Origin of the sequence: Acinetobacter sp. ANC 5600 (assembly GCF_002018395.1) — a bacterium.
In the GTDB taxonomy this organism is placed as follows: domain Bacteria; phylum Pseudomonadota; class Gammaproteobacteria; order Pseudomonadales; family Moraxellaceae; genus Acinetobacter; species Acinetobacter amyesii.
Genome location: NZ_MVKW01000004.1, coordinates 307,777 through 333,768, shown reverse-complemented (window position 1 = coordinate 333,768; position 25,992 = coordinate 307,777). Strand labels below are relative to the sequence as shown.

At 39.5% G+C, this 25,992-nt stretch carries 28 protein-coding genes and 1 pseudogene; 14 read left to right on the top strand and 15 right to left on the bottom strand.

The window, feature by feature from the left end; translation table 11 throughout:
- Positions 1-5: 5 nt before the first annotated feature.
- Positions 6-1,100, top strand: coding sequence for a fatty acid desaturase family protein (locus tag B1201_RS11200; protein ID WP_078193588.1), 1,095 nt, complete (start codon positions 6-8; stop codon positions 1,098-1,100).
- A gap of 84 nt (positions 1,101-1,184) precedes the next feature.
- Here B1201_RS11200 and B1201_RS11195 read toward each other — a convergent pair whose 3' ends face one another.
- The 3 genes from B1201_RS11195 to B1201_RS11185 form a co-directional block, all read right to left on the bottom strand.
- Positions 1,185-1,388: a hypothetical protein gene (locus B1201_RS11195; RefSeq protein ID WP_078193587.1), complete on the bottom strand. Its 204-nt coding sequence runs from the start codon at positions 1,386-1,388 to the stop codon at positions 1,185-1,187.
- Between the two features lie 176 nt (positions 1,389-1,564).
- Positions 1,565-2,194 (bottom strand): HAD-IB family hydrolase, encoded by a 630-nt coding sequence (locus B1201_RS11190; RefSeq protein ID WP_078193586.1) that lies wholly within the window; start codon positions 2,192-2,194, stop codon positions 1,565-1,567.
- Positions 2,161-3,366 carry a DUF1615 domain-containing protein gene (locus tag B1201_RS11185; protein WP_078193585.1) on the bottom strand — a complete coding sequence of 402 codons (1,206 nt, stop codon included), beginning with the start codon at positions 3,364-3,366 and terminating at the stop codon, positions 2,161-2,163. Before B1201_RS11185 ends, B1201_RS11190 begins: the two co-directional genes overlap by 34 nt.
- Before the next feature lie 276 nt (positions 3,367-3,642).
- Here B1201_RS11185 and B1201_RS11180 point away from each other — a divergent pair, with 276 nt between their 5' ends.
- A complete protein-coding gene (locus B1201_RS11180) occupies positions 3,643-3,825 on the top strand; it encodes a hypothetical protein (RefSeq protein ID WP_078193584.1) in 183 nt (60 codons plus the stop codon).
- Positions 3,826-3,940: 115 nt separating this feature from the next.
- A complete protein-coding gene (locus B1201_RS11175) occupies positions 3,941-4,156 on the top strand; it encodes an acyl-CoA thioesterase (RefSeq protein WP_306670021.1) in 216 nt (71 codons plus the stop codon).
- A gap of 91 nt (positions 4,157-4,247) precedes the next feature.
- Here B1201_RS11175 and B1201_RS16995 read toward each other — a convergent pair whose 3' ends face one another.
- A complete protein-coding gene (locus B1201_RS16995) occupies positions 4,248-4,415 on the bottom strand; it encodes a hypothetical protein (RefSeq protein WP_171263782.1) in 168 nt (55 codons plus the stop codon).
- Positions 4,416-4,732: 317 nt separating this feature from the next.
- The gene (locus B1201_RS11170) at positions 4,733-5,107 is read right to left on the bottom strand and encodes a hypothetical protein (protein ID WP_143221693.1); all 375 of its coding nucleotides are present in this window, start codon (positions 5,105-5,107) and stop codon (positions 4,733-4,735) included.
- A gap of 474 nt (positions 5,108-5,581) precedes the next feature.
- On the opposite strand from B1201_RS11170, the gene dusB reads away from it, so the two are divergent.
- Positions 5,582-6,586: a tRNA dihydrouridine synthase DusB gene (dusB, locus tag B1201_RS11165; protein ID WP_265734189.1), complete on the top strand. Its 1,005-nt coding sequence runs from the start codon at positions 5,582-5,584 to the stop codon at positions 6,584-6,586.
- A gap of 216 nt (positions 6,587-6,802) precedes the next feature.
- Here the strand turns inward: dusB and B1201_RS11160 are convergent, their stop codons facing one another.
- Positions 6,803-7,846, bottom strand: coding sequence for an NAD(P)H-dependent flavin oxidoreductase (locus B1201_RS11160; RefSeq protein WP_078193582.1), 1,044 nt, complete (start codon positions 7,844-7,846; stop codon positions 6,803-6,805).
- Positions 7,847-8,060: 214 nt separating this feature from the next.
- Here B1201_RS11160 and B1201_RS11155 point away from each other — a divergent pair, with 214 nt between their 5' ends.
- From B1201_RS11155 to B1201_RS11145, 3 genes are all read left to right on the top strand, one after another.
- Entirely contained in the window at positions 8,061-9,320 is a 1,260-nt protein-coding gene (locus B1201_RS11155; RefSeq protein WP_078193581.1) for a putative DNA modification/repair radical SAM protein, read from the top strand.
- A 9-nt stretch (positions 9,321-9,329) separates the two neighbouring features.
- Positions 9,330-10,109 (top strand): TIGR03915 family putative DNA repair protein, encoded by a 780-nt coding sequence (locus tag B1201_RS11150; RefSeq protein ID WP_078193580.1) that lies wholly within the window; start codon positions 9,330-9,332, stop codon positions 10,107-10,109.
- A gap of 65 nt (positions 10,110-10,174) precedes the next feature.
- Positions 10,175-10,696, top strand: coding sequence for a hypothetical protein (locus B1201_RS11145; RefSeq protein ID WP_078193714.1), 522 nt, complete (start codon positions 10,175-10,177; stop codon positions 10,694-10,696).
- Positions 10,697-10,734: 38 nt separating this feature from the next.
- Here the strand turns inward: B1201_RS11145 and B1201_RS11140 are convergent, their stop codons facing one another.
- The 5 genes from B1201_RS11140 to metK form a co-directional block, all read right to left on the bottom strand.
- Entirely contained in the window at positions 10,735-11,946 is a 1,212-nt protein-coding gene (locus B1201_RS11140) for a YeeE/YedE family protein (RefSeq protein WP_078193579.1), read from the bottom strand.
- Between the two features lie 135 nt (positions 11,947-12,081).
- Positions 12,082-12,783: a VIT1/CCC1 transporter family protein gene (locus B1201_RS11135; protein ID WP_078193578.1), complete on the bottom strand. Its 702-nt coding sequence runs from the start codon at positions 12,781-12,783 to the stop codon at positions 12,082-12,084.
- A 145-nt stretch (positions 12,784-12,928) separates the two neighbouring features.
- On the bottom strand, positions 12,929-13,273 hold the full coding sequence (locus B1201_RS11130) for a hypothetical protein (RefSeq protein WP_078193577.1): 345 nt from the start codon (positions 13,271-13,273) through the stop codon (positions 12,929-12,931).
- Positions 13,274-13,424: 151 nt separating this feature from the next.
- Positions 13,425-13,865: an SMI1/KNR4 family protein gene (locus tag B1201_RS11125; RefSeq protein WP_078193576.1), complete on the bottom strand. Its 441-nt coding sequence runs from the start codon at positions 13,863-13,865 to the stop codon at positions 13,425-13,427.
- 169 nt (positions 13,866-14,034) lie between these two features.
- Complete coding sequence (gene metK, locus B1201_RS11120; RefSeq protein WP_078188779.1) at positions 14,035-15,201, bottom strand: methionine adenosyltransferase; 1,167 nt, start codon at positions 15,199-15,201, stop codon at positions 14,035-14,037.
- A 444-nt stretch (positions 15,202-15,645) separates the two neighbouring features.
- Between metK and B1201_RS17305 the strand changes: the two are divergent.
- From B1201_RS17305 to B1201_RS11100, 5 genes and pseudogenes are all read left to right on the top strand, one after another.
- A pseudogene (locus B1201_RS17305) lies at positions 15,646-15,742 on the top strand (prepilin-type N-terminal cleavage/methylation domain-containing protein); the annotation flags it as partial.
- A gap of 32 nt (positions 15,743-15,774) precedes the next feature.
- Positions 15,775-16,071 carry a pilin gene (locus tag B1201_RS11115; RefSeq protein WP_228144781.1) on the top strand — a complete coding sequence of 99 codons (297 nt, stop codon included), beginning with the start codon at positions 15,775-15,777 and terminating at the stop codon, positions 16,069-16,071.
- A gap of 463 nt (positions 16,072-16,534) precedes the next feature.
- Positions 16,535-18,523 (top strand): transketolase, encoded by a 1,989-nt coding sequence (tkt, locus tag B1201_RS11110; RefSeq protein ID WP_078193574.1) that lies wholly within the window; start codon positions 16,535-16,537, stop codon positions 18,521-18,523.
- 183 nt (positions 18,524-18,706) lie between these two features.
- Positions 18,707-18,922: a hypothetical protein gene (locus B1201_RS11105; protein ID WP_078188774.1), complete on the top strand. Its 216-nt coding sequence runs from the start codon at positions 18,707-18,709 to the stop codon at positions 18,920-18,922.
- 187 nt (positions 18,923-19,109) lie between these two features.
- A complete protein-coding gene (locus tag B1201_RS11100; protein ID WP_227591806.1) occupies positions 19,110-19,553 on the top strand; it encodes a GNAT family N-acetyltransferase in 444 nt (147 codons plus the stop codon).
- 65 nt (positions 19,554-19,618) lie between these two features.
- Here the strand turns inward: B1201_RS11100 and B1201_RS17195 are convergent, their stop codons facing one another.
- Complete coding sequence (locus tag B1201_RS17195; protein ID WP_227591805.1) at positions 19,619-20,134, bottom strand: nuclear transport factor 2 family protein; 516 nt, start codon at positions 20,132-20,134, stop codon at positions 19,619-19,621.
- A 286-nt stretch (positions 20,135-20,420) separates the two neighbouring features.
- Between B1201_RS17195 and B1201_RS11090 the strand changes: the two genes are divergently transcribed.
- Positions 20,421-21,017 carry a YceI family protein gene (locus tag B1201_RS11090; protein ID WP_078188771.1) on the top strand — a complete coding sequence of 199 codons (597 nt, stop codon included), beginning with the start codon at positions 20,421-20,423 and terminating at the stop codon, positions 21,015-21,017.
- 81 nt (positions 21,018-21,098) lie between these two features.
- Here the strand turns inward: B1201_RS11090 and B1201_RS11085 are convergent, their stop codons facing one another.
- Both B1201_RS11085 and B1201_RS11080 read right to left on the bottom strand, forming a co-directional pair.
- Positions 21,099-21,728: a LysE family transporter gene (locus tag B1201_RS11085; RefSeq protein WP_078193572.1), complete on the bottom strand. Its 630-nt coding sequence runs from the start codon at positions 21,726-21,728 to the stop codon at positions 21,099-21,101.
- Positions 21,729-21,794: 66 nt separating this feature from the next.
- Positions 21,795-22,502, bottom strand: a complete 708-nt coding sequence (locus B1201_RS11080) for a glutamine amidotransferase (protein WP_078193571.1) — start codon at positions 22,500-22,502, stop codon at positions 21,795-21,797.
- 418 nt (positions 22,503-22,920) lie between these two features.
- On the opposite strand from B1201_RS11080, the gene B1201_RS11075 reads away from it, so the two are divergent.
- A complete protein-coding gene (locus B1201_RS11075) occupies positions 22,921-23,196 on the top strand; it encodes a hypothetical protein (RefSeq protein ID WP_078193570.1) in 276 nt (91 codons plus the stop codon).
- An 87-nt stretch (positions 23,197-23,283) separates the two neighbouring features.
- Here B1201_RS11075 and B1201_RS11070 read toward each other — a convergent pair whose 3' ends face one another.
- A complete protein-coding gene (locus B1201_RS11070) occupies positions 23,284-25,383 on the bottom strand; it encodes a TonB-dependent receptor plug domain-containing protein (RefSeq protein WP_078193569.1) in 2,100 nt (699 codons plus the stop codon).
- Between the last annotated feature and the right edge of the window lie 609 nt (positions 25,384-25,992).

The window sequence follows — 25,992 nt, the reverse complement described above, 5'->3', positions numbered from 1 at the left end:
AAAATATGAACATGCCTGTAAAAATTGAATATTTTAAAAATCCTAAAAACCGTGAGTTAACCCAATCGCAATTAGATGAACTTGCGCGTGAGCTTGACGCGATTAAGCAAGAAGTTTTAGATGACTTAGGTGAAAAGGATGCGAAATACATTCGTCGTGTGTATTCGACTATTCGATATTCATCTATGGCAGGTCGTGCATTATTGTTTGCAGGTTGGTTTCCGCCAGCATGGATTTTAGGCACAGGTCTTTTAGGTTTTGCCAAAATCATGGAAAACATGGAATTAGGTCATAATGTCATGCATGGTCAATATGACTGGATGAATGATCCTAAATTCAATGGTCAGACTTATGAATGGGATATTGTGGGTACTGCAGATAACTGGCGCCAAACTCACAATTTTAAACATCATACCTATACCAACATTAAAGGTATGGATGATGATATTGGTTATGGTCTCGTTCGTTTATTCCCAGAACAGCGTTGGAAGCCGGGCTATCTATTACAACCGATTTATAGCATTCCATTTTGCTTATTGTTCCAATGGGGTGTTGCCATTCAAAACCTTGAATTGGGTAAATACTTTAAAGGTCGCAAAACAAAACAGCAGACCAAAGAAGAATGGAAGCCAATGCAAGCCAAAATCGGCAAGCAATTATTTAAAGACTATGTGTTCTTCCCGCTTATTGCAGGGCCTGCAGCATTGCCGGTGCTTACAGGGAACCTAGTGGCAAATGGTCTTCGTAATATTTGGACGTTTAGTATTATTTTCTGTGGTCACTTTACCAAAGATGTTGAAGTTTTCCCGAAAAAAGTACTTGAAAATGAAAGTCGTGGACATTGGTACATGCGCCAAATTCGTGGTTCTTCAAACCTTACCGGTTCAGAAGCATTTCATATTTTGACAGGGCATTTAAGCCATCAGATCGAACATCATTTATACCCTGACGTTCCTGCACGTCGTTATCGTAAAATGGCGCCAAAAGTACAGGCCGTATGTGAAAAATATGGTTTGAACTATAACAACGCAAGTTTAGTGAAACAGTACGGCAGTGTACTAAAACGTATTGTGAAATATGCGTTTCCATTTAAAAAGTAATAAAAGCTACGCTTGAGTGACTGGATCAAAAAAGCCATGCATTTGCATGGCTTTTTTATATTAACTTTGGGGGAAATATTTACTTCACTTTTTGATATGTAAATTGAGGATCTTAATCAAATTCATATAATTTCCTTTTTTAGCCATACGAATGACCAATTCAATTTCTTCTTTCGTCCACATCTGGCGAGTGGCTGAGAAGGCAAATTGAGCAAGGAGAACAAATGGATTTTCGCCAAATTTAATATGGAGGCCTTTGACATATTTCGGTGGATTGAATTGATTCATATTCTTTTCCCGCTTTTAATATTTGACCGCATTATTTCTAATTAATGAGAAAAATAGCACACTATAAAGTCAAAATAAAAGCAGAATTTTCAAAATTTAATCATATATTAGAGCGACTTAAATTTAAGTTTGTGATTGTTAACTTTGATTAATAAACCAAACTAAATCACTCGACTTTAGTCGAGTTCCGGTAGGAGCTTATCCTGTCCATTCATGAAATGGTGGGTGGCCAATTCAAACATGGCGAGGTCTTCATCGCTATTTCCATAGGCATAAACATGCTCATAGTCTTGAAGGTTAAATTGCTCCAAAACTCGAATTTTCTTTTGCTCGCCACTACAGTCTAAGGTTTGATACAAACCAGTCAGTATTTGGTCATTGGCTGCTGTTTCGGTACAAATCAGTTTGACCCCAAGCTTTTTGGCCACAGGTTTAAGATATAAATCGACGGATGCAGAAACCAATACGACTTCATGACCGCGTTTTTGGTGTTGCTGTAATTGTTCATACAGTGAAGGATTGAGTTCTGCCATCAAATGTTCAGCATATTGCGCTGCTTGATTTAAAACCTGCTCATGATTGGCTTGGCTAAACATTGCGGCATATAGGCGAGGACGCATTGCATGTGCAGGATATAGCTTGAGATAATAGCCTTGAATCCAAGGGAGAATTTTAATCCCTTGGCGCACGATATGCCTTTTAGGCAGGGAATAGAAGATGAACCCTGTAAAACTGTCTTTGTTACACAGGGTTCCGTCAAAATCAAATAAGGCTAGAGTTTTAGGTTTTTGATGCGGCGCATGCATGTTTGATAACGTCCATCGACTCGTGTGGCAAACCAATTGGTATTGTAATCACGGCTTAATTTCGGCCCAGAAATTACGACTTCAGGCATCATGGCATAAAATGGTTCTTTTCCGGTCTTTTCTTGGTACAACTTTTTGACCGCTTTATACGTCAAAGTATCTTCAAAGTCCTGATCTTTTTCTTTTTTAAGATCTGAACGAATTTGACGTGGCGTCGCGATCACATTGTTTTCTGCAAAAACGGCAATCAGCGCGGTTTCAGACTGGCTTTTTGCTGAACGTGGAGAACCATCTTTATTATAAAGTAAGAGGTCACCATCTAAGCCGAGCTCAGCAGGGGTTAAGTCATTCAACATGCTCTGGAATGCTGCATTACGACTTGAATAACGACCCGAGTTATAATCTGCAAAACGATAAATCGGTTTGTCATATTCAGCCGGGTACATCATTAAACGGTGAATGCCGTAATACAAACCGCCATATTGGCTATACATGTCTGTACGGAGTGCCGCAATATTTCCACCTTGGCGCTTATGGTCTTTGGCATAGCCTATATGGACCTGCATCGAACCTAAAGTGGTAATGGGGTTGAGCTTTTCACCAATATCTTGTCCAACCAATTTCGCCGCGCCTGTTAACGCACTCACGTGATAGTGTTTAGACATATAGTCAAAAATTTCACGATATAGCTCGTCTAGCTCACGTTCAGTTTGAACGCGGCGCATTTGGCTCAAATAGTTATCTTCAGGACTCGGCTGATTTTTTAACACATCTTGGAAATAGCCAGCGACTGTACCACCGATGCCATCACCCAATTTATCTTTAAACTTTTCTTCAAGACGATCTTGAACTTCTTTAACGGCTTTTTCACCGAGCCCCGGCACATGCGGATCAGCAACAAAATTGGACTCTTGATCGACCACAGCAACAATCGTACAGACATTTTCTTTCGTGGTCGGAATACCGAGCTGATCACTAATGTCGTAGATATCATTGGCCCATGACAGACGATCATTCACGCGAGGTGGAATGGCTTTTTTAATCTGTTCCGCTTCCATAGTGGGTTCATCTTTGCTCCACCATGAACCATTACCACAGGCAGCCAAGCCAATGGATAAAGCCAGTACAGAAAGGGATTTAAAGCATAATGTGGTCGAAAAAGTTTTGTTCATATTTTCCAATAAACTCAGCCATATGGGGGCGACAAAGCAGGAGCAGTATACTATGCAAAATACATAAGTAATGAATAAATATGTATATGCCTCATAGGGGACTGTCAATCTATTTATGGAGATCTACGCGTGTAAAAACAAGCAGTTTGGTTAGGATGATTGGAAAAAGAATGCTTTTTGAGCTAAATAGATGAATATTCCAATATCATTTTCAACAGATTATAAAAAATGAAGGTATATACTAGCTGAAATCCATAATTTTTTAAGGGGATTATTATGCCAGCTAAATTTTTCAGTCGTTTCTTAGGTTTGATTGCGTTAGTTATGGTATTGGGGGCAATCGTTATTAACTTTGTTGTGGCTAAACCGATGGTGGAATATTGGATCTTACTCTTACTACCTTGTTTTGCTGTTCCAATTTTAACATCTGTGATGATCACGAAGGATGAAAATCTTTAACGTCATTGCACAGTGAATCAATATTTCAATCTATATAAATGAAGAATAAACAGTCTTTGCGTAAAGCTCACCTAGGGTGGGCTTTTTTGTGAATTAGGCAAAAGTCTTTTATACTATGCAAATGAGAAAGTTAAAACGTCAGCACAAATTAACGGTATCAACCGTGATTTGGTCAACGGAACAAGATGCCGTGTTGATCGAACATGCAGATTTAGCTATGTCTGAATTAATCCAGCGCTTGGGATTTAGTGAAGAAGACATTTTACAAAGAAAAGAAGTATTAGGTTTAAACCGGCGGGCACGTCAAATTCAACGTTTATATTTTAAATAATTGAAATCAAATTCATTGAATGCTGCGACAGATCTAAAATGTCTGTGAATTTAAAAACCCACAAACTGTGGATTTTTAAATTTTTGCTCAATTATTTTGCAACAGCTTCAGAAGCAGAGGCTACTTCAGTCGCGTCCTGAGCAACTTCAGTCGTTTGAACTTCAGATGCAGCAGCTTCAACTTTTTGTTCTTCAGCAGCAAATGTAGTTGTAGCAGCAGAGATAAGTGTAGCGAAAAGTACTTTGTTTAAAGTTTTCATGATTCAATATTCAGTCTATTTTTTTGGAAAAAACAACTTAATGTATTAATCATGAGAAAAGTGTAATTAAAATGGGTTGTTATGTGGCTAGATTGTGAACTTTAACGAAAAATTTATCACAATAAATCAATGGCTTGAAATCCATCACAAAATAATATGTGTCATTCAAATATCGTTTAATATTTTAAAGACTTTAAAAAAAGAAAAACCCGAATAAATCGGGAAGTGTATTTTACGTTGTTATTACAGCGAAACTTACACACTTTTCGCTTAATAACAATTTATCGCACAATTATGACGCCATGATGAAACGGAGGTTATTCAGCAGGGCATTCAATTTTGAGTTTTTCTTTGTAATAGTCCTGTGCAATCTTCAAATCATTCAACATTTTATCTTGAGTATAGTCTTGGGCTGCGAGTTTGAGCATGGCAGGCATGTAGTTAGTTTTATATTCATGAGGGTAGTCATGACATAAGACTTGTGTTTTTTCCTTAATAGATGTGCTTGGGGTATCTAAAACATCAAGGTATTGACTGATTTGCGCATCTGACTGCTCAAATTGTTGAGTCGCTTGTTCCGTTGTTAAATCAGCGTTTTGGCTTTCAGCTGCAGCCGCATCGTCATTGGGTTGTTGGCAGGCAGTCAAAAAAGTAGCGAAAAATATAAAAGAGAGAATTTTCAATTTTTTCATAAAGTTCAACTCACTGATGTGAATTTATAGATTTAAGTTTTCAATGATTTTAGCAGTATCCCTCTATAGTAACACCTGTACAGGCAGATCTGCTGAAAGTCTGATGTTGAATCGATAGTGTGTTAGCTAGAAGGTATATGCATAACTTTCAACGACTCTTAAGCAAAAGCGTAGAAATTTTTGTTTGGAATTACTAAACTATCGCATTGCAAATTTGCCGTCCAATTCCGAAGCTTCAAATTCCTCAATTCAATCGTTGAGCAATGTTGATATTCATTGTCATCATTCAATTGCATAATCATTGCCATGAAACGTTTTTACGCTCAACAGATTTTGCGAACATACATTTGAATTTAGCATTGTAAAAGTGGCTTGGAAGATTTCGAATGTGGTTCGGGCATCATTTGCTAAATATAGCTAGAGGTTAAAACATTGAGTCAACATCCTGTCATTCAAGAATTATTCGATCGTCCCATCGAGAGAAAACTGTGGGTGGCACCTATGGCAGGGGTTACAGATCGCCCATTTCGTACACTTTGCAAATACTTTGGCGCAGGTCATGCTGTCAGTGAAATGATGACGGCAGATAAGACCTTACGCATGAGTAAAAAGAGTCTTTATCGTGCCAATTTTGATGGTGAAATAGCGCCTATTTCTGCTCAAATTGCAGGGTCAGATCCAGCTGAACTGGCTGAAGCTGCACGCTATCAAGTGGCAAATGGTGCGCAAATTGTCGACATTAATATGGGATGTCCGGCGAAGAAAGTCTGTAATAAATTGGCAGGTTCAGCGCTACTCAAAGATGAAGACTTGGTGGCTCGTATTTTAGATGCTGTGGTCGAAGCAGTTGATGTGCCTGTGACCTTAAAAACCCGTTTGGGCTATCTCAATGGTCATGAAAACATTATGCGCGTTGCGAAGCGTGCCGAAGAAGCTGGGATTGCTGCGTTGGCGCTTCATGGTCGTACACGTGAAGATATGTATCTGAATACGGCGCGTTATAGCTTAATTAAAGATGTGAAATCGTTGATCAATATTCCTGTGATTGCCAATGGTGATATTGATACACCTGAAAAAGCTAAATATGTATTGGATTATACCGGTGCCGATGCAGTCATGATTGGTCGTGCAGCTCAAGGTCGCCCATGGATATTCCGTGAAATAGGACATTACCTGACGACAGGTGAGCATATGGCGGCACCAAGTATTATGGAAGTCCGTGACGTATTGCTCGGACATTTATCTGAGTTATACGGTTTTTATGGTGAATATTCAGGTTGTCGAATTTCACGCAAACATATTGCTTGGTACACCAAAGGTTTACGTTCTAGTAATGAGTTCCGCCAAAATATGTATAAAGTTGAATCTACAGCAGATCAATATAAAGTCGTCGAGAATTATTTTAATCACTTACTTGATCATGGTCAGATCATGAGTGATGTTCAAGTTGATCAGGTCAATTTGCTTGAAACCAAATAACTTAAAGCCAAACGAAATATGTTCAATTCGATAGAATGTAGGTCGACTTAAATTAGCTGGATTTATTTGAAATAGATTTAACTAACTTGATTCACATGATCTGAAACAATTCTTGAATTGTGCATCGATGATGGCCTAAATTACATAAAAAAAGCCCTCGTTTTAGAGGGCTTTTTTTATAGGCATTCATGTTTGAATGTCGCGTTGAGCGAGGTCTTAGTTAAAGCGCATTTCTAAAATCAATTGATTGATCAAGTCAGGTGCTTCCAATTCACGTATTTGAGAGACGTTGGTTCCCGCCCAAAAAGCACCATATTCATGTACACCATGCTTGCTAGCAGCGGCATGTAATTGTTTGCCTAAATCATAGCTATATGGGTAAGCCGGAACGGTCGGGCGTGTTGGTGTGTCAATATCTGTGTGCCAGTTATTGATAATGCCACGAGCAGGGCGGCCTGAAATACTTGATGTAATCTGCGTGATGGGTGCATCAAATAATGCTTTGCGATAAGCTTCATTTGCATTTGATGTTTTGCATTGCACAAAAGCAGTGCCCAATTGAACAGCATCTGCACCCAACTCCATAATTTGATAGGCCTGATGTCCATTCATAATACCACCAGCCGCAACGACTGGACATTGAATATGGCGTTTCAAGAGCTGAACCAAGTCACGTGTCTTAACGCTACTATCAAAGTTTTCATTGAAAATGCCACGGTGACCACCAGCTTCAATACCTTGAGCAATCACGATATCAATGCCTGCAGCTTCGATCAGTTTAGCTTCTGCTAAGTTGGTTGCAGAAACTAGAGTCAAAATACCCGCTTGTTTCAAGGCTTGGATTTGATGTGGATGTGGAATACCAAAATGGAAGCTTACCGCTTTAGGGCGCGTTTCCAGTACGAGGTTTAGAAAATGGTCATTGTCTTTAAAGCTTGGATAAATACAGTTCAGTGCTTCTGGAGCTTCTGCATTATATTGAGCAAAGCGTGATTTAAATTGCATGATCCATTTGGCAGCAACTTGTTCATCGAGTTCTACTGTGTCATGACAAAAAAAATTGACCTGAAAAGGTTGTTCAGTGAGTTCTTGAGTTTGTAATATTTGTTGACGTGCATTCTCAACACTGCTTGCACCTAAACCCAGTGAACCAAGTCCACCTTGATTTGACACTTCTGCAGCAAGTTCAGGTGTAGAAACACCTGCCATTGGGGCAAGAAATATAGGGTGTTTGATGCCAAGTTTTTCTAATAAAGTCATGTGCATACTCCAATCACTCTAAATACTTTGCCCAAGCGAGTGAAATTAAGCAAATAATATTCATTATTTCATATCAAAATGGTCTTATGCTTACACGAAAGTTGTACTTGAAATTAAGCGACACCTCGTGTCGTAGTAATGATGTATGACCCGACTTTTGAGGTGGATCCTTTTAAAATAATGCTGTGTTCACTTTAAATTTTATAATTCTCCCATGTCTGAACGTATCCGTGAAAAACTGCAAATTTTAGCCGATGCTGCCAAATATGATGTCTCATGTTCTTCGAGTGGTAGTAAGCGCCAAAATAAAGACAAAGGTCTGGGTAATACTGGAAACGGTATTTGCCATAGCTATACCGAAGATGGTCGCTGCGTTTCGTTATTAAAAATTCTATTTTCCAATGTCTGTATTTTTGACTGCGCATATTGTGTGTCCCGTCGAAGTAACGACGTAAAGCGCGCAGCATTTACGGTACAGGAAGTGGTCGATTTGACTATGAATTTTTATCGTCGGAACTATATTGAGGGGCTATTTTTAAGTTCGGGGATTTTTAAATCGGCGGATTACACCATGGAACGTATGTTGCAGGTGGTAAAAAAACTGCGTTTAGAAGAAAATTTTAATGGTTATATTCATCTGAAGACTATTCCGGGGGCATCTCAGGAAATCATTACCGAAGCAGGTTTATATGTTGACCGTATGAGCATTAATTTAGAAATGCCGACAGAAGATGGTTTAAAAAAATTTGCACCTGAAAAAAGTCATGTCGAAGTCCAAAAAGACTTAGGTATTGTGCGAGATCGTTTGATTCAATTCAAAGATGAACGAAAAATAATACGTACAGTCCCTAAATTTGTACCCGCAGGACAAACGACGCAAATGGTGGTGGGCGCACATCAAGAGTCTGACCGTGATGTAATACTGATGGCAGACCGTCATTACAAAGAGTTTAAGCTCAAGCGTGTGTATTACTCAGGTTATATTCCCATTAATGAAGAGGAGCGTGCGCTGCCAGCTGTGGGGTCTGCGCCACCTTTATTACGAGAAAATCGGCTGTATCAAAGTGATTGGTTAATGCGTTTTTATGGATTTGAAGCGACAGAGTTGGTCGATGAAGAGCATCCAAATTTAGAATTGGATATTGACCCTAAGTTAGCGTGGGCACTGCGTCATCCCGAGCAATTTCCCGTGGATATCAATCGTGCTGAATATCAAATGATCTTACGTGTGCCGGGCATCGGTGTGCGTTCTGCTAAAAAAATTGTTCAAGCACGACGTTTTGGTAAAATTCATATCGACCAATTAAAACGTATGGGTATTTCCTACAACAGAGCACAACATTTTATACGCTGTGAAGATTCACCTAAATTTATTCGTGAACAACAGCCTCATCAAATAAGACAGCAGATTTTGCAAAGTGGCCAGTCGAAATATACGCAGCAAATTTCTCCACAATTGAACTTCGGTTTTTAGGATACAGTCGTGAGTATTTATGTCTTTGATGGCACGATGACAGGATTGTTGAGCTGTGTTTTTCGGGCCTTTCAATTTAAGCAATTTGACATTCAGATTTGTACAGATGGGCAAGTGCAGGCAGGTCTTTTCGCCGAAGTCAGTGATGTGGCTAGTCACGATGAACAAGCACAGCGGGTATGGCAAGGATTAAAGCTTAAAGCATCTGAAAGTGCTTTGAAGCAGTTTTATTATGCGTTTTTATCCGAGCAGCAGCAGGCTTTTCAACATTGTTTTAATTTTGCGATTTATGTGTTCCAGCAACAGCGTGATGTGTCTAAAAACTATGGTCATGCTGATGTATTAGGGATGAGTCAGTGGGCGAAGCAAGTGGGGCGTGAAAAGCACCGAATGGAAGCTTTTGTGCGTTTTAAAAAATGTCAGGATGGCTTGTTTATCAGTTTAGTCTCACCTGACTTTAATGTATTGCCTTTGATCGAACGGCATTTCAAATCACGCTATCAAGATCAACGTTGGCTGATTTACGATGAAAAACGCAATTATGGCATTTATTATGATTTAAAACAGGTGCATCAAGTGGATATGGATGCCACAACCATAGATAGGCAAATACAATCAGGCCATAATCAATCCTTTAATATCGAACTGGATGATGATGAGGTTTTGTATGATCAGCTTTGGAAAGATTATTTTAGAAGTGTCAATATTGAAGCCCGACGTAATATGAAATTACATGTGCAGTATGTGCCACGTCGTTATTGGCGTTATATGAATGAGAAAGCGATTTAAGTGTGAATCATCTAGTTGTTTTCGGGCATAATGATCGAGCTTTTGATTGTTTAAGTGAGACTTTGATGAAATTATTTCTTGTTACAACCGTTCTGACGGCAATGACGCTCACGGCGTGTTCTGCAAATGAACAAGAAAAGAAAACATTCAATCCAAAAAGTTATCAAGTTGCCGATACAGCGGGATTACAACAACGCTTTGAACAATTAAATCAAACTCTAGCAGCCGATTTTAGTCAACTAAAAAAAGTAGAAAGTATGGCTTTTTCAGATCAATCCGCTTTAGATGTTCAGAACTTAAAAACTTTAAATCAGCATTTTGTTGCTAATACCGCTTTAAAAAGCTCCAAAATTGCCTATTGCGAAGTAATGAATCATTATTTTTCTGAAATGTATCATCTCGGACATGTGAACTTAGCCTTGGTGAAAGACGTTAAACTGCCAAATGCCGCAAACGAAGATTTGAGTCAGGTATTTGCGAATGCAGACCAATTTTATGATTTTATTATCAACCGCTATACCACATATAAACAGGCACAAGAAACCATGCAATATGGTTGTAATCTAAAAGCCGCACTAGCAGATTAAAAAAAAGCCCCTCAATGAGGGGCTTTTATTTACAGAAATTAGCAGCCTGTTAACTTTTCCGGTTGTGGACGTTCGCCAGGGAAGAAGATTGGACGTAGTTTGACGCCAATACCGTTCCCAATGAAGGCAAATACTAACCATAACCAACCGTGTAAACTACCTGAAGCAATACCGCTGAAATACGCACCAATGTTACAGCCGTATGCTAAACGTGCGCCGTAACCCAACATCAAACCACCGATCACAGCCGCTAGCAGTGAACGTTTTGGGATATTAAAGTTTGGTGCAAATTTACCAGCTAGGCTTGCTGCGAGTAAGGCACCGAGCATGATGCCGAAATTCATCATCGACGTGATATCAAACCATAATGATTCGGTGAGTGCTTTGGCATTTGCAGGTTGCTGCCAATATGCCCAAGATGCAACATCAATCCCCATAACACTTGCTGATTTTGCGGCCCAAACGGCTAAGGCAGAGGTCACGCCCCAAGGACGGCCTGCAAGTGCGAGTGTGGCAAAGTTCAGTAAAGTTAGGATAATTCCGCCCCAAACCAATGGCCATGGTCCACGTAGAAAACGTTTCCAGCCGTGTTGCATTGCTTGCGGCTCAACCTCAAGCTGACCATGGCGTTTCTTTTCAAAGTAAACTGTTGCTGCGGCAATCAATATAAAGAGCACAAAGTTTAATGCCAGTGCAGGGACTACACCAAAGCTTTTGACTAAAGAAATCGGCTCAAAGTGGGGAAGGTCAAACCACCATTGAATATGTGAAGTTGCAATCAATGAACCTGTACAGAAGAAGATTAGCGTTACAATCATACGTGCGCTACCTGCGCCCACAGTGTACAGGGTCCCTGATGCACAGCCGCCGCCAAGTTGCATACCAATACCAAAAATAAAGGCACCGATCATCACGGACATTGAAACAGGATTAACGTTACCTTTGACTGGGTTGCCAAATAATTCACCCGCACCTAAAGCAGGGAAGAAGAGCAGTACAGCCAAAGCCAACATGATCATTTGTGCACGCAAGCCACGACCACGACGCTCTTTAATAAAGACACGCCAACTCGAGGTGAAACCAAAAGATGCGTGATAAAGGGTCATACCCAAAGCACCGCCAATTAAAAATAGCAATGCTTGGTTAACGCCTACAACCAGATAAGCACCAATGGTGCCTAAAATTAATAAAACAAAAGCCACCCAAATCGATACATTGGATCGATTGGCTGGCGCAGCAATAACAGACATGGAGAAAAAAGCTTAAAAAATGTAGCTCTATTTTACGGTTTTTATATATTGTAAAAATGAATATTGTTGAAAAATCACACAATTATTGCTGCGTATAATTGATTTAACATATATAAAAAACTGATAAAGCGAGCGTTAAACTGGATTTACATTAAATAAAGAACCAATCCAACTAGAAAAAAGCATGGCTGCAATGCCCCAAAGCGCAACACGTAGACTGCCTTTCAACATAGAAGTGCCAGCTGCATAACTGGCTAAAGCACCGAGGAGTGCTAGGGAAATCACGCCAACGGCCATAACAGTTTTTTCAATATGCATGTCAGCACTGACCATGATCGCAACCATCGGAAATATTGCACCTATTGAAAAGGCTAAAGCCGATGATAGCGCTGCTTGAACAGGTTTTGCTGCTGTATTGTCATGGATTCCAATTTCATCTCGGGCGTGGGCTTCAAGTGCATCATGTGCAGTTAATTGGACTGCGACTTCATGGGCAAGTGTAGGCTCTAAACCACGTTGAATATAAATTTGGGTAAGTTCTTTAAGTTCTAGCTCAGGGTTCTTTTGTAGTTCTTTATGCTCCATGTGAAGATCTGCTTTTTCGACGTCTTCTTGAGATTTCACAGAGATATATTCGCCCGCCGCCATAGAGGTTGCACCAGAGATGAGTCCTGCAATGCAGGTAATGAGTAAGGTATGGCTAGAAGCACCACTTGCAGCCATGCCCATAATTAAACTAGTGACGGAGATAATGCCATCATTTGCACCGAGTACAGATGCACGTAGCCAACCTGTACGTTCCATAAAATGTTTTTCGGCATGATGTGAGTAAGACATTATTTTCTCTAAGTTTGTTATTTATATGACCTCATAAGATTGACCTGACATCAGTTAAATTTCAAGTTAAAAATAGATTGAAACAGTAAGTTGAATAAAATACAGATGTAAAAAAAGCACCCGAAGGTGCTTTTTTATAAAATGCTTATTGCTGCGCTTTTTCTTTCACGTCAGCTGCACCTTGTTCAACAGCACCTGCTGTTGCAGCAGTTGCGTCTTTAGCTGCTTCTTTGGCATTGTGTGCAGCAGCTTCAGCATTTTCTGCAGCATTTTCTGCAGCTGTCGCAGTTGCAGTTGCAGCATTATCAACAGCAGTCGCTGTCGCAGTTGCCGCATCTGAAGTTGCATCAGCGATGTCATGGCCTGCTTGGTCAGCAGCGTTTTCTAGGTGTTCACCAGTTGTTGCACCTGTTTCTGGCGCTTTGTCTTTATTACAGCCAACAAGTGCAACAGTTGCAGCCAAACCTAAAGCAACAAGTAATTTATTCATTTTGATCTTTCCTTTTTTTGTTATGCCCGTAGCATGGGCTGAATTTATATTAGCTGAAAAAATATTCGATATTTGATCAAAAATTGTTGATTTAGTGTAATTTTATTCAGCTTATTTTGTAGTTTGAAAGGCTTTATATCTGCTTATGGCGTTAAGGGTTTTGAGTAAATAATTCTTCAATTGAGTTAACAAGTAGATAGATAAATTCACTGTCTTCATGGCGCCATAAATATATTTCTTCCCCCAATTGTGTATCGTCTACCGTACGCATCAATAAATAATCGCCATCGCCGTTATGTGCAATAGCAATGCTGTTTTCAGGGAAGTCTTCAATTTCACTGATGGATTGATGTTCTGCGGCTAGATGATTCATCGTACGCTTTATTCTTTTCACATCGCTGGTGTCTTGGAAGGGAAAAAGCCACCATGCTTCGATGTCATCACCATCTTTAAATTCATCCGCGCTAGAAAAGCTAATGCCGAATTCGCCACCATTTTCAATTTGCATTTTGACTTTATATTTTTCTGGAAACTTAAATCCTAATTGTTCTTCAGTTGCAGTAATAAATTTTAAGTCTAATGGAAAGGGCATGATGTTGTTCTTAAATTATTTTGGTGTTTTATGAATAAGCTAGGCGTAAATTTTAGTCAATATTTTTTACACTCGTTATTTTTATCCTAGATGTTTTTGTTATGGACATACGGGCCATAAAAAAGCCTGCAATCAATGCAGGCTTTTTTGAGAAATTAATCTACTAAGATTAAAGACCAGCAGATGCTTTAAGCGCTTCCACTTTGTCAGTTTTTTCCCATGTGAATGCGGTATCAGAACCTTCACGACCAAAGTGACCATACGCAGCAGTTTGTTGGTACATCGGTTGGATCAAGTTCAACATACGAGTAATACCGTATGGACGTAAGTCAAAGTGTTCACGTACAAGTGCAATAATCAAATCTTCAGATACTTTTGCAGTATTGAATGTGTTGATCGAGATAGATGTTGGTTCTGCAACACCAATCGCATATGACACTTGAATTTCACATTTGTCAGCTAGACCAGCAGCCACAATGTTTTTAGCAACATAACGGCCTGCATAAGCAGCAGAACGGTCAACCTTTGATGGATCTTTACCAGAGAATGCACCACCACCGTGACGAGCCATACCACCATAAGTATCTACAATGATTTTACGGCCTGTTAAACCACAGTCACCTACAGGGCCGCCAATGACGAACATACCTGTTGGGTTGATGTGGAATTTAGTGTCTGCATGGAACATTTCAGCAGGAATCACTTTTTTCACGATTTCTTCAATTACCGCCTCTTTCAATTGAGCTTGGGTAATTTTTGGATCGTGCTGAGTTGAAAGTACAACTGCGTCTAAGCGAACTGGCATACCATTTTCATAAGCAAATGTTACTTGGCTTTTTGCATCAGGACGTAACCAAGCAAGTTTGCCTTGTTTACGTAGTTCAGCTTGTTTTTCCATTAAGCGATGTGCATATGAAATAGGTGCCGGCATAAGCACATCAGTTTCACGACTTGCATAACCAAACATTAAACCTTGGTCGCCCGCACCTTGATCTTCAGGTTTTTGACGGTCAACGCCCTGAGCAATTTCAGGTGATTGTTTACCGATCATGTTGATCACGGCACAAGTTGAACCATCAAAGCCAAGATCTGAATGGTGGTATCCGATACCATTTACGGTATTACGAACAATCGCTTCAAAGTCAACATTTGCAGTTGTTGTGATTTCACCGGCAAGTACAACCGCACCCGTTTTTACAAGCGTTTCACAAGCAACCCGTGCATATGGGTCTTCTTTTAAGATTGCATCCAAAATAGCATCACTGATTTGGTCAGCCATTTTATCCGGATGGCCTTCGCTTACAGATTCCGAGGTAAATACAGCGTACTCGCGCATAAGTCCTATCACAGTTAAATTTAAAGACGCAATATGTTACATCGAGAAAGCGTTTAGGACTAGCTTAACATGACCAAATTGGATGAAATTAATTCATTTCAATGACTTTTTAATTGATATGGGCATCTAAAAAATTGATATGAGCTATGGATTTATCAATTTAATTTTTTATGATGAGATAAAACTGAGATATTTTGTTTTGGCACAAGCAACAATGTGATTAGGCGTTAAAATGCCTAAAGTGGCATTTTAAGTGAATTAATTATAAGAAAAAATCAAATCAATATCCTGAGATTTATCAATAATGAATGTCATGAACTGCCAGAATATGACTGTAAACGACAATTATTCGTTTAATTTGAAAAATAAAACACAATAAGTGCGGGCTTTTGAGACTTGGTACGCAAATTGCCTATTTGTCATTACGTTGAATGGGGAAACGTAATGAAACAGTCTGGTTTTACACTCATTGAAATTATGATCGTGGTGGCAATCATCGGTATTTTGGCTGCAATTGCTACTGTATCTTACAATGGCTATGTCGCTCGGGCGCAAGTAGCTGAAGTATTAACAATGATTTCATCCTATAAATTGAAACTGATTGAAAATTATTCAGAGGAACAAAGCTGTGTAGATTTGAATACAGCGCTGAATGAAAGTATCAGTACCAAATATATTGCGAGTAGTGACATTATTGATGTGGCAGGAACGTGTTCAGTGGTTTTTACGTTTAAATCAACAGATGTCAATTTTGCTCTTCGCTCAAAGCAGATCTATTTTAATATTCCAGATGATTTAAATGGTGCTTGGAATTGTCAATCGGATGATATTTCGAAGCGAAATTTACCTGCTACATGTCGTGGTATCTAAAGTTCTGTATCTAGGGTCTCGAAGATATTGGATCAGTGTTGATTTCACAGGGATGAGTATGCTCTTAGAGTTTCATAAATATTCATAGGTTTTTTTATTGAATATATTTCATATTTCTAATGGCCATTTATCTGGATCGGCTTTGGCTGCTATTTATATTCACAATTTCCATTCGATGTATTGGACTTTTATCAATTACGAAGCGTTTGCTTTCGCCACTAAACTCTAAATATGCATTGCGCTGTCATTGATTCGCCATATAAAAGCGTCACTGTATACAAAATAAACGACATGCATAGGCTTGAAATTGAGCAATAAGCGCCCAAAATACAGGTGGTGCAGGAATAATTAGCGAAAATTTGCCCCTGAGGCTTTACCCATTCCGCTTTTTTTAAGACAATATGCGCATCTTTGAATTCTTATTCATCTTACTCTTTTAAACCATTTGTTTGGACTCTGACCTATGACAACCCCGCTTAACGAACGTCGTATTGCAAACGCAATTCGTGTATTGGCAATGGATGCTGTGCAAAAAGCAAATTCAGGACATCCAGGTGCTCCAATGGGGATGGCAGATATTGCTGATGTGGTATGGCGTGAATTCCTCAACCACAACCCTGCAAACCCACAATGGGCAAACCGTGACCGTTTCGTATTGTCAAACGGCCATGGCTCTATGCTGCAATATGCGTTATTGCACTTAACAGGTTATGACCTTTCAATTGAAGATTTGAAATCTTTCCGTCAATTGCATTCTAAAACGCCAGGTCACCCAGAATTGGGCTATGCACCGGGTATCGAAACAACGACTGGTCCATTGGGTCAAGGTATTGCAAACGCTGTAGGTTTTGCACTTGCTGAAAAAACTTTAGCGGCTCAATTCAACAAAGAAGACATCACAGTTGTAGATCACAACACTTACTGTTTCTTAGGTGATGGCTGTTTAATGGAAGGTGTTTCTCACGAAGCATGTTCATTGGCTGGTACTTTGGGTCTAGGTAAATTAGTTGTTTACTACGATGACAACGGCATCTCGATTGACGGTGAAGTAGAAGGCTGGTTCTCTGATGATACAGAACAGCGTTTCCTTGCATACGGCTGGCAAGTACTTAAAGTTGACGGCCATGATGCAGACGCAATCCGTGCGGCAACTGTTGAAGCAAAATCTGAAACTGCGAAACCAACCTTAATTATCTGTAAAACCATTATTGGTTTAGGTTCACCAAACAAACAAGGTAAAGAAGATTGCCACGGTGCGCCGCTTGGTAATGACGAAATCGCTTTGACTCGTGAAGCTTTAGGCTGGACTGAAGGTCCATTTGAAATTCCTGCTGATGTTTATGCAGCTTGGGATGCAAAAGCCAAAGGTACTGCTTCTGAATCTGCTTGGAACGACACATTTGCTGCTTATGCTGCTAAATATCCAGCAGAAGCAGCTGAACTAAAACGTCGTCTTTCTGGTGACCTTCCTGCTGACTTCGTAGCAAAAGCGGATGCTTATATTGCTGAAGTAAATGCTAAAGCTGAAACAATCGCTACTCGTAAAGCTAGCCAAAATGCCATTCAAGCATTTGCACCACAGCTTCCAGAAATTCTAGGTGGTTCTGCTGACCTTGCAGGCTCTAACCTGACTTTATGGAAAGGCGCAGAAGGCGTTGAATCTAACCCAGCGGGTAACTACGTTCATTACGGCGTACGTGAATTCGGTATGACTGCGATTGCTAACGGTGTTGCACTTCATGGCGGTTTCGTTCCTTATGTAGCAACATTCCTGATGTTTATGGAATATGCGCGTAATGCAGTACGTATGTCTGCATTGATGAAACAGCGTGTGATTCATGTGTATACCCATGACTCAATTGGTCTAGGTGAAGATGGTCCTACACACCAACCTGTAGAGCAAATTGCATCTTTACGTGGTACACCAAATCTGAACACTTGGCGTCCATGTGACACTGTAGAAGCGTCTATTTCTTGGAAATCTGCGCTGCTTCGTTCAGAAGGCCCTACAGCATTAATCTTCTCTCGTCAAAACTTGCCATTCCAAACTCGTACAGCAGATCAAATTGCTGACGTTGCGAAAGGCGGTTATGTACTTGCAAAAGAAAAAGGCGAATTGAAAGCAATCATTATTGCGACTGGTTCAGAAGTTTCATTGGCAATGGATGCTTACGCACAGCTTGACGGCGTACGTGTTGTTTCTATGCCATGTGCTGAAGAATTCGTAAAACAAGACGCTGCTTACCGTGAAGCGGTTCTTCCTGCTGCGATCCGTGCGCGTGTTGCTGTTGAAGCTGCGCATGTGGACTACTGGTGGAAATTTGTAGGTCTTGATGGCCGTGTAATCGGTATGACGACTTACGGTGAATCTGCTCCAGCAAAAGACTTGTACAAACACTTCGGTATCACAGCTGATGCTGTTGTTGCTGCAGTGAAAGAAATTACCGCTTAATCTATAAAGATTAACAGTAAAAAAGACGCCCCAGAGAAGGGGCGTTTTTTATTGCAGAGATTAAATATATTTTTTAATTGTGAAATAACGATTTGTAACGAATGAATTAAAGCATTGGTTTAAAATTAATTCATTCATGCAGTATTCAGCCACGGGTGCAATGTTGCCCCAAGTGAGGAAACGATGAGCCTTTACGATCAGATAAATGATGAAATTGTACTGATGGATGCTGGTGAACAGAAATGGATAGGCACGGACTTAGAGCTTGAAGCCATGGTTGCAGTAGAATTGATGTTGCAAGATTTGCAAGAAGACAAAGTGATTAAGATTCGCCGTAAGAACCATGAAAAGCATACAGGTTTAAAGCAGGTAGATCGGATCTTGGTTGAAAAGCTATAAGCTGAATGGTTAAAAAGTCCGAATCTTCGGGCTTTTTATTTGTCTATTGTATTTATAAAACAGATAAGAAAACGTTCTTTCAAGACTCATCATGTTTAAAAAGAGCGCATAAAATACAGTGTTTTCAACACAAAAAGCTTTATTTCAGTTATAAAAATCCAGTGATCATTTAAAAAAGACATTGAATGTGCAAATACAAATTAAAAATTTAACTGAAATTTCAAAAAGCCAATGGCAGCCGCTCTGGGAGCTGTATTTAGAATTTTATAAAAGTCAGGTGGCGGATGCAGTGACCGAGCGAACATGGCAAAGGTTACATGCTGCTGAGTGCGAACATATGTATGGCTTTGCAGCCGTAATTGAACATCAAGTGGTTGGGATCGTGCATGTCATTGAACATGAGAGCTGCTGGACATTGCAGCCTTATGCCTATTTGCAAGATTTATATACGCTTGAAGAATATCGCGGGCAGGGTATTGGCAAGGCGCTGATCGCGAAAGTGAAAGAATATTGTGATCAGCGGCAGTGTGACCGTGTGTATTGGCTTACGCATCAGGACAATGAAACAGCACAAAAGCTGTATGATCAAATCGCGAGAAAAACTGGGTTTATCCAATATCGCTGTCATTAACTTAATGTAAAAGGCCATTCCAAATCAACAGCAGCTCTTGCGTGAAGAGCTGCTGCATCTAAGTATTAAGCTGAAACTTTAAAGTTTTTAGCTGAGTCTGCATCTTGCTGAATGATCCATTCTCCGCCTACGCGGAAAGATGATGCTGAGGCATAGGTATCTTCCATGAATTGGAAATAGCTGATTAAACCATTTTGAACTTTGGCTTTGATTGAAAAAGGCGAGGTAAATGTATTTTTAGCATACACTGAGGTGTAGGTGAATTGACCAAATACAGCTACGGTTTCATCTTCAGCGATCATATCCGTGATTTGAAAGTCATCGATATTCCAGTAAGTGCCGACATTGGCAAAGGTATATATATAAATGTCTCTACCTGTGCCAGACCCAGCCCATGGCTCAATTTGTTTCAGTTCTGGGTTGCTAAAGTTAAGGGAAACATATGCTGCGTCTTCGGCTACCAGTAGCTGAGTTGCATTTTCAATGAGTTCTTTTGAAGTATTCATAAGAAATGCCAAAACCACATCTTTGGGTGTTTTAGTGTTTAAGGCTTTTTCAATAGCCAGCGATTGTTCTGTCATTTTTCGGTACTCAGATTTTTATGATGTCTAAAAATCTTAAGTGGATTTGTATTGAAAACCTACGACTCAGATGGGTTGATGTTTCCTAAATTTAGGATAAATAGCTCATAGCCTAAATTAATTATTTGAAATATATGGGAAATTTAATAATTGAGAGTAGTTGTGGATGCTGCTACAGATTTTACAAAACTATCGTTCTAAACATGCAACAAAACGTTTTATCTTTAAAGCTGTAATACGGCTAAAAATCTATAGACTTAATGGTATTCGAAAGTGAGATAAAAACATGAACTTTAAAGCATTAACAATCGGTTTGGCGGTAGCATCAGTTACAACAATTTCTATGGCAAAACCTGTTGCCTATCAAATTGATCCTACTCATACAGCAACAGTATTTACTTGGAATCATTTTGGTTTCTCAACGCCTTCTGCAAACTTTAGTGACATTCAAGGGACAATCAATGTCGATAATGCAAAACCTGCAAATTCGTCTGTGAATGTGACGATTCCATTATCGAGCTTAAATACCAATGTCAAAGCATTAGATGATCATTTAAAAACAGCTGATTTCTTTGATGCTGAAAAATATCCAAATATCACGTTTAAAAGTACAAAAGTTCAAGCGATCAGCAAAACTAAATACAAAATTACGGGTGATTTAACAGTTAAAAATGTGACTAAACCAGTGGTATTGGACGCTGTATTGAACAAGCAAGCCGTTCATCCAATGACTAAGGCTGAAACGATTGGTTTCAATGCAACGACTTCTTTTGATCGTTCAGCATTTGGTGTCGGTGCATATGTACCAAATGTAGGCGACAAAATTACGGTAAATATTACGACTGAAGCCGCTGTGTCTACAGCAAAGGCAGCAGCGAAATAAGATTTAGCTTCCTCAGCTAAGTTAGGAAAGCACCCATTTGGGTGCTTTTTTATGTCTCGTAGATGAGTATTTGATGAGTGGTCAATCGCGATTGAGCAGCAATAGGCAGCCAAAACTGATGAAAATTCCACCGGTAATGGCGTCAATTTTTTTACTAAATTTTTGATAGTAATGGGTCATTTTAGGTGTTGAGAATAAGACCGCAACCAATGCAAACCAAATCAAACTTTCAATAAAGACTAAAGCCAATAAAGAGCTTTGATCAAAAATGCTGACCTTTGCACTGATCCCAATGGAAAATACACTAGTGAAATAAACCAATGCTTTAGGATTGGCCATATTGGTCAAGAAACCTTGGAATAACAGCGTCAAAGGCGATTTTTTCTGTATGGCTTGCTCGGTTGGTTTTGTTATTGTGCCGAGGTCTTTACTCCACGCGGACTTTAATAACTGAGAACCTAAATATAAAAGATATAGACCACCCAAAATCATGAGGCATTGTTGTAACCAAGCCATTTTTTGAAATAGAAAATGTAAGCCACTTATTGCACAAATTGACCAAACTAAAATACTGAGTGATATACCTAATGCGGCAAATAATGCATGTGATCTGGATTGTCGAATAGCACTTTGAGTGACAAAAAAGAAGTCTGGGCCTGGGCTGATGAGAGCAAAAAAGTGGATGAGCGCAATGCTGAGTAAGGGAGTCATTCTAATGGCTTATACGTTTTGAAGTGCAACTGTTATAAGCCATTTAGCTTTAAATTAATAGCTGTTTTAAAGCTCAAGCTGTTGTAAGAATTGTTGCAAAATAAGGGGAGCAACACGTTCTAAATGAGGTGCATGTTGTTGGCTTTCCATGCGTAAATTTGGGATGTTAATTTGTGCTTTATGCAGTTCACATGTATGCCCAATTAGCCATTTTTCCATGGCCTGTGTTTCTGCTTCAATATGAAACTGTAGAGCTAGAATATTGGGCCCATAGCTAAACGCTTGATTTGGATAAATTGCTGAGCTGGCGAGTAACTGTGCATTTACAGGTAAATCAAAGGTATCACCATGCCAATGCAGTACAGGCACTTGATCTAATGGCGCTAATATATTGTGAGTAATATCATCAAGTTCTAAGTTGCTCCAACCGATTTCTTTGCTATGACCTGCATAAACTTTCGCTCCCAATGCATGCGCAATTAGCTGAGCACCTAAGCAAATGCCTAAAGTCGGTAAATTACTCTCTAAACGTACTTTAAGTAAGTCTATTTCTTTTTGTAGGAAAGGGTAGTCATTAGTTTCATAAACTCCGATCGGGCCGCCCAAAATGATGGTAAGCCCTGTATGTTGCATAGCTTTACTGAGGTCATCGATACCAGCTTCGAAGTATCTCACCCGATAACCCAGTTGATAAAATACATCTTCCAATGAACCCAAATCTTCAAATGCAAGGTGTTGAATGACGTAAATGGTTTCGTTTAATGCAGTACTCATAGGGATTTTTCAGGATTAAAATTTCAAAATAGAATGTAGCTTGAATTGTCGGAGATTAAAAAGGAAAACTGTAAATTTTTCACAATTGCGAAAAGAGATAAATATAGAAGTTGGCTGAAGCATATTTTTTTTTCTTTGAATGATTAGGTTCGATCGTTGAACTTAGCATTTAAAACCTTTGTATTGTGAATTAGGGGATTCCCGAAAGGCTTTATTGGTAAAATTTATGAGAAAAAGTGCATGATATTTTGATAAAGCTTTGGTTTGCTATAAAAAAAAGATGAAAAACCAATGGAAAAGCGTTTAGAGATGCGTATGATGAAATCTTCGACAAACAACAGTTCATTTTTCTTTTAATATCATCACATAATTAGATAACTGATTTTAAAAGTAAAAAAATATAAGCCAGGGAACTTGTATGCAGTCAAAACATAATCGAGATGCCAGTCTCTTGCATGCGATACATAAAATTTTATTGAAGGAATGGGACCCGTTAGGGATTCGCCGTATTCCTGCTTTACGTGATGAATATGATGATTATTTGCCCAATATTTTTAAATTAATTCAAGAGGATTCAAGTGAATCAGAAATTTTTGAATATTTATGGTGGGTTGAGCAAAAGGTCTTAGAGAAAAAAGGGCAGAAGGAACATACCCTAAAAATTGCGAAAATGTTGAAGGCAATTGAGCGCTAGTTTGCGGTCGTGTACGCATAAAAAAACCGATACGTTGCTCGTATCGGTTTTTTATTTTGAATTTCTTAGCAGTCCCTTAGAAACGGTTTAGAATTTCTTTTCTAAGGTAAACATAAAGCTTGGAATGGCTTCATTAATACGAGATTGGTATAGCGCGCCAGAACTTTGTTCTTTTAACACTTCTTTATAATCTGAGCTGAGAATATTACGTGCATTGACCGATGCAGACCAATTTTGATCAAAGCGTTTAGTAAAACTCACATCCATGTTGACACGTTCATTGCTGGTGCGATTGTACGGTTCGTTACTCAGCGCACGTGTATATTCAGGGGTATAATTGAGGTTCACACTTGTTGCAATACGCCACGGTTGATAGTTATAAGATAAACCAGCACTTGCGGTATAAGGTGCAACATCACTTGCCAAACGGTCAGAGCCGTCAGTTTCTTCAATTTTTGCACGTACAGTTGAAAGTTGAGCATTCAACATAAATGAATGGCCAATCTCCGTTTGCTTCAGTGCATAGCGTCCAGAAATTTCCACACCATAGGTGGTTGCACTGTCTTGGTTATAAGGACGTTCGACAAAACGGCAATCGGTATTTCCTGTTTCACAACGACCGCCTGTAGCATTTTCTGACAGGATCGATTTTTCGATATAGTCATTAATTTCTCGATAATAGGCAGTGATATTTACACCGCCAGCAGGGGTGTTATAGCCTAAGGTTGTTTCGTAAGCATTAATAGTTTCAGGTCTTAGGTCAGGATTACCACCACGATCAGGGTTGTTTAGTGTCCCTGCATCGCTATCTGTAGAAACTGAAACCGTCGGCATTAATTGATTGCTACGTGGGTTTTTAAAAGCCTGACTCAAATTGGTTTGAAGTGACCATTGGTCATTAAAGTCAAAACGGTGTGCTAATACAGGACTTAAATGCTGATCTTGATAATCCACTAAACCTGAACGATCAATCCACTCTTGGCGTACACCTAAAGTTAAGGTTTGGCGCGGCGTATATTTCCAACTTCCTTCAACATAAGCAGCATACAATTGTTCATCTAAGGTCTCTGCAATATTGCTTTCAAGTTCATTGCTTCGTAGGTCGGTACCAAATTTTATTTGGCGTTTTGAATCGAACTTTCGGACACCGTCGTAGCCTAAACCATATTCATTAATTTTTTCATCAATATATGATTGGGAATCTCTATACTCTGTTAATTCTGTTTCATTTTGCTGCTCAATTGATAAGCGAATTTTGTCGGAATTACCTTGGTCTTTACGCTCATATCGTGTGCTGAGTCGAATACTGTCATTTTTATCTTTTTGGACTTGGGAGCCACTTGTGCCTTCGCTTTCATTGTTGCGATAAAACATTTCAGCGACCAATTTTTGTTGATCATCAAGTTGATATTCAACACGTGGGGTGAGCATTTGCGACGTACGATTGGTGATGCGTTTTTGAGTTTTCGTCCCTGTTGCATCTTGTGTGCGGGTGAGCGTATCTGAATCATTCCACATTTGGCTCCCAGATAAACTATAGATCCACGGGTCTGAACGACCATCCATTTGAAAGTTTAAATTGGTGCGATCTTCTTCACGTGTATTTGACTTTGTTAGGCCATAACCAGCTCGTACAGATCCACTCAAACGCGTGCCATTCAATGGTTCTTTTAAAATAATATTAATGATAGCAGATGAAGCAACCGAGCCTTGAGCAACGCTCGGTTGTTTGGTGATTTCAAGGCGTTCGATCATTTCGGGTGTAATGCTATCAACAACTGACATGCCACCACGAGGACCACCTTGTACAGGTTCACCATTGATTAAGAACACGGGTGCGCCACCACCACGAAAACGCATACCGCCAGCACCTGCACCACCACGTGGACCACCGCCAGCACCGGGGAGTTGAAACCCTGCAGCACGACGCAGTGCATCATTGATGGACTGATCGCCAAATTTCAACATTTCATCACGGCTTATGATGGTTTTTGCGACAGCACTGATATCTGGGTCTTTGGGTTTGGTGCTTGCTGTTGGAACTTCAAATGTTAAAGCTTCCATTTGCTGAACTGCTGCAGATTCTTGGGGATTTTGAACAGTATCTGCGGCCCAAATTGATGTTGAGATCGTAAGTAATGCGTAACTTAAGCTGCTCAGTTTGAGTGTGGTGTGCGCGCCGTGCATTATTTGGTTGTCCAAATGTAATTTTGGCAAAGAATAACGGAAAATTATGGAGAAAAATTGAGGAAAATAACCAAGATGAGCATTTCATCAGATTATTTTTTAACAGGTAGGCGAAAGGTCATATTGCAATAAGGAAAGCCTTAATCTTTGAGAGGAAATTAAGGCTTATTAACGTCGCTACAATATAATAAATCACTGATGTTACACAGTAACATCAGAAGCGAACTTTGCTTCAAATAAAAATGATACGCGGTAATGTCATCCGCAGTTGTTTGAGACAGGGCGACTTCTAATCAAAAGTGTTTTTGCTATACGTTGAATAATTTGACGGTAGTGAACGAGTTTTGTCTGTGAGGTGCATTGCGCCGCAAGATGGTTTCCTTGCGAAGCTTCGCAACTCATTTTGCCGAGTGAGAAACAATGTTTTGTAAGAGTGCTTCCAGCCGAAAGCTAATCCCTTTATTTAATTCTTAAATGTAAGACTTCGTCGAATAGATTTAAAATTATTTTAAAAATGCGAAATGGCTTTCATATGCATAACATGAGTAAATAAATCTAAAAATAAGCCTTTGAAGAAAAATTTAGACATAAAAAAACCCTCATCTTTCG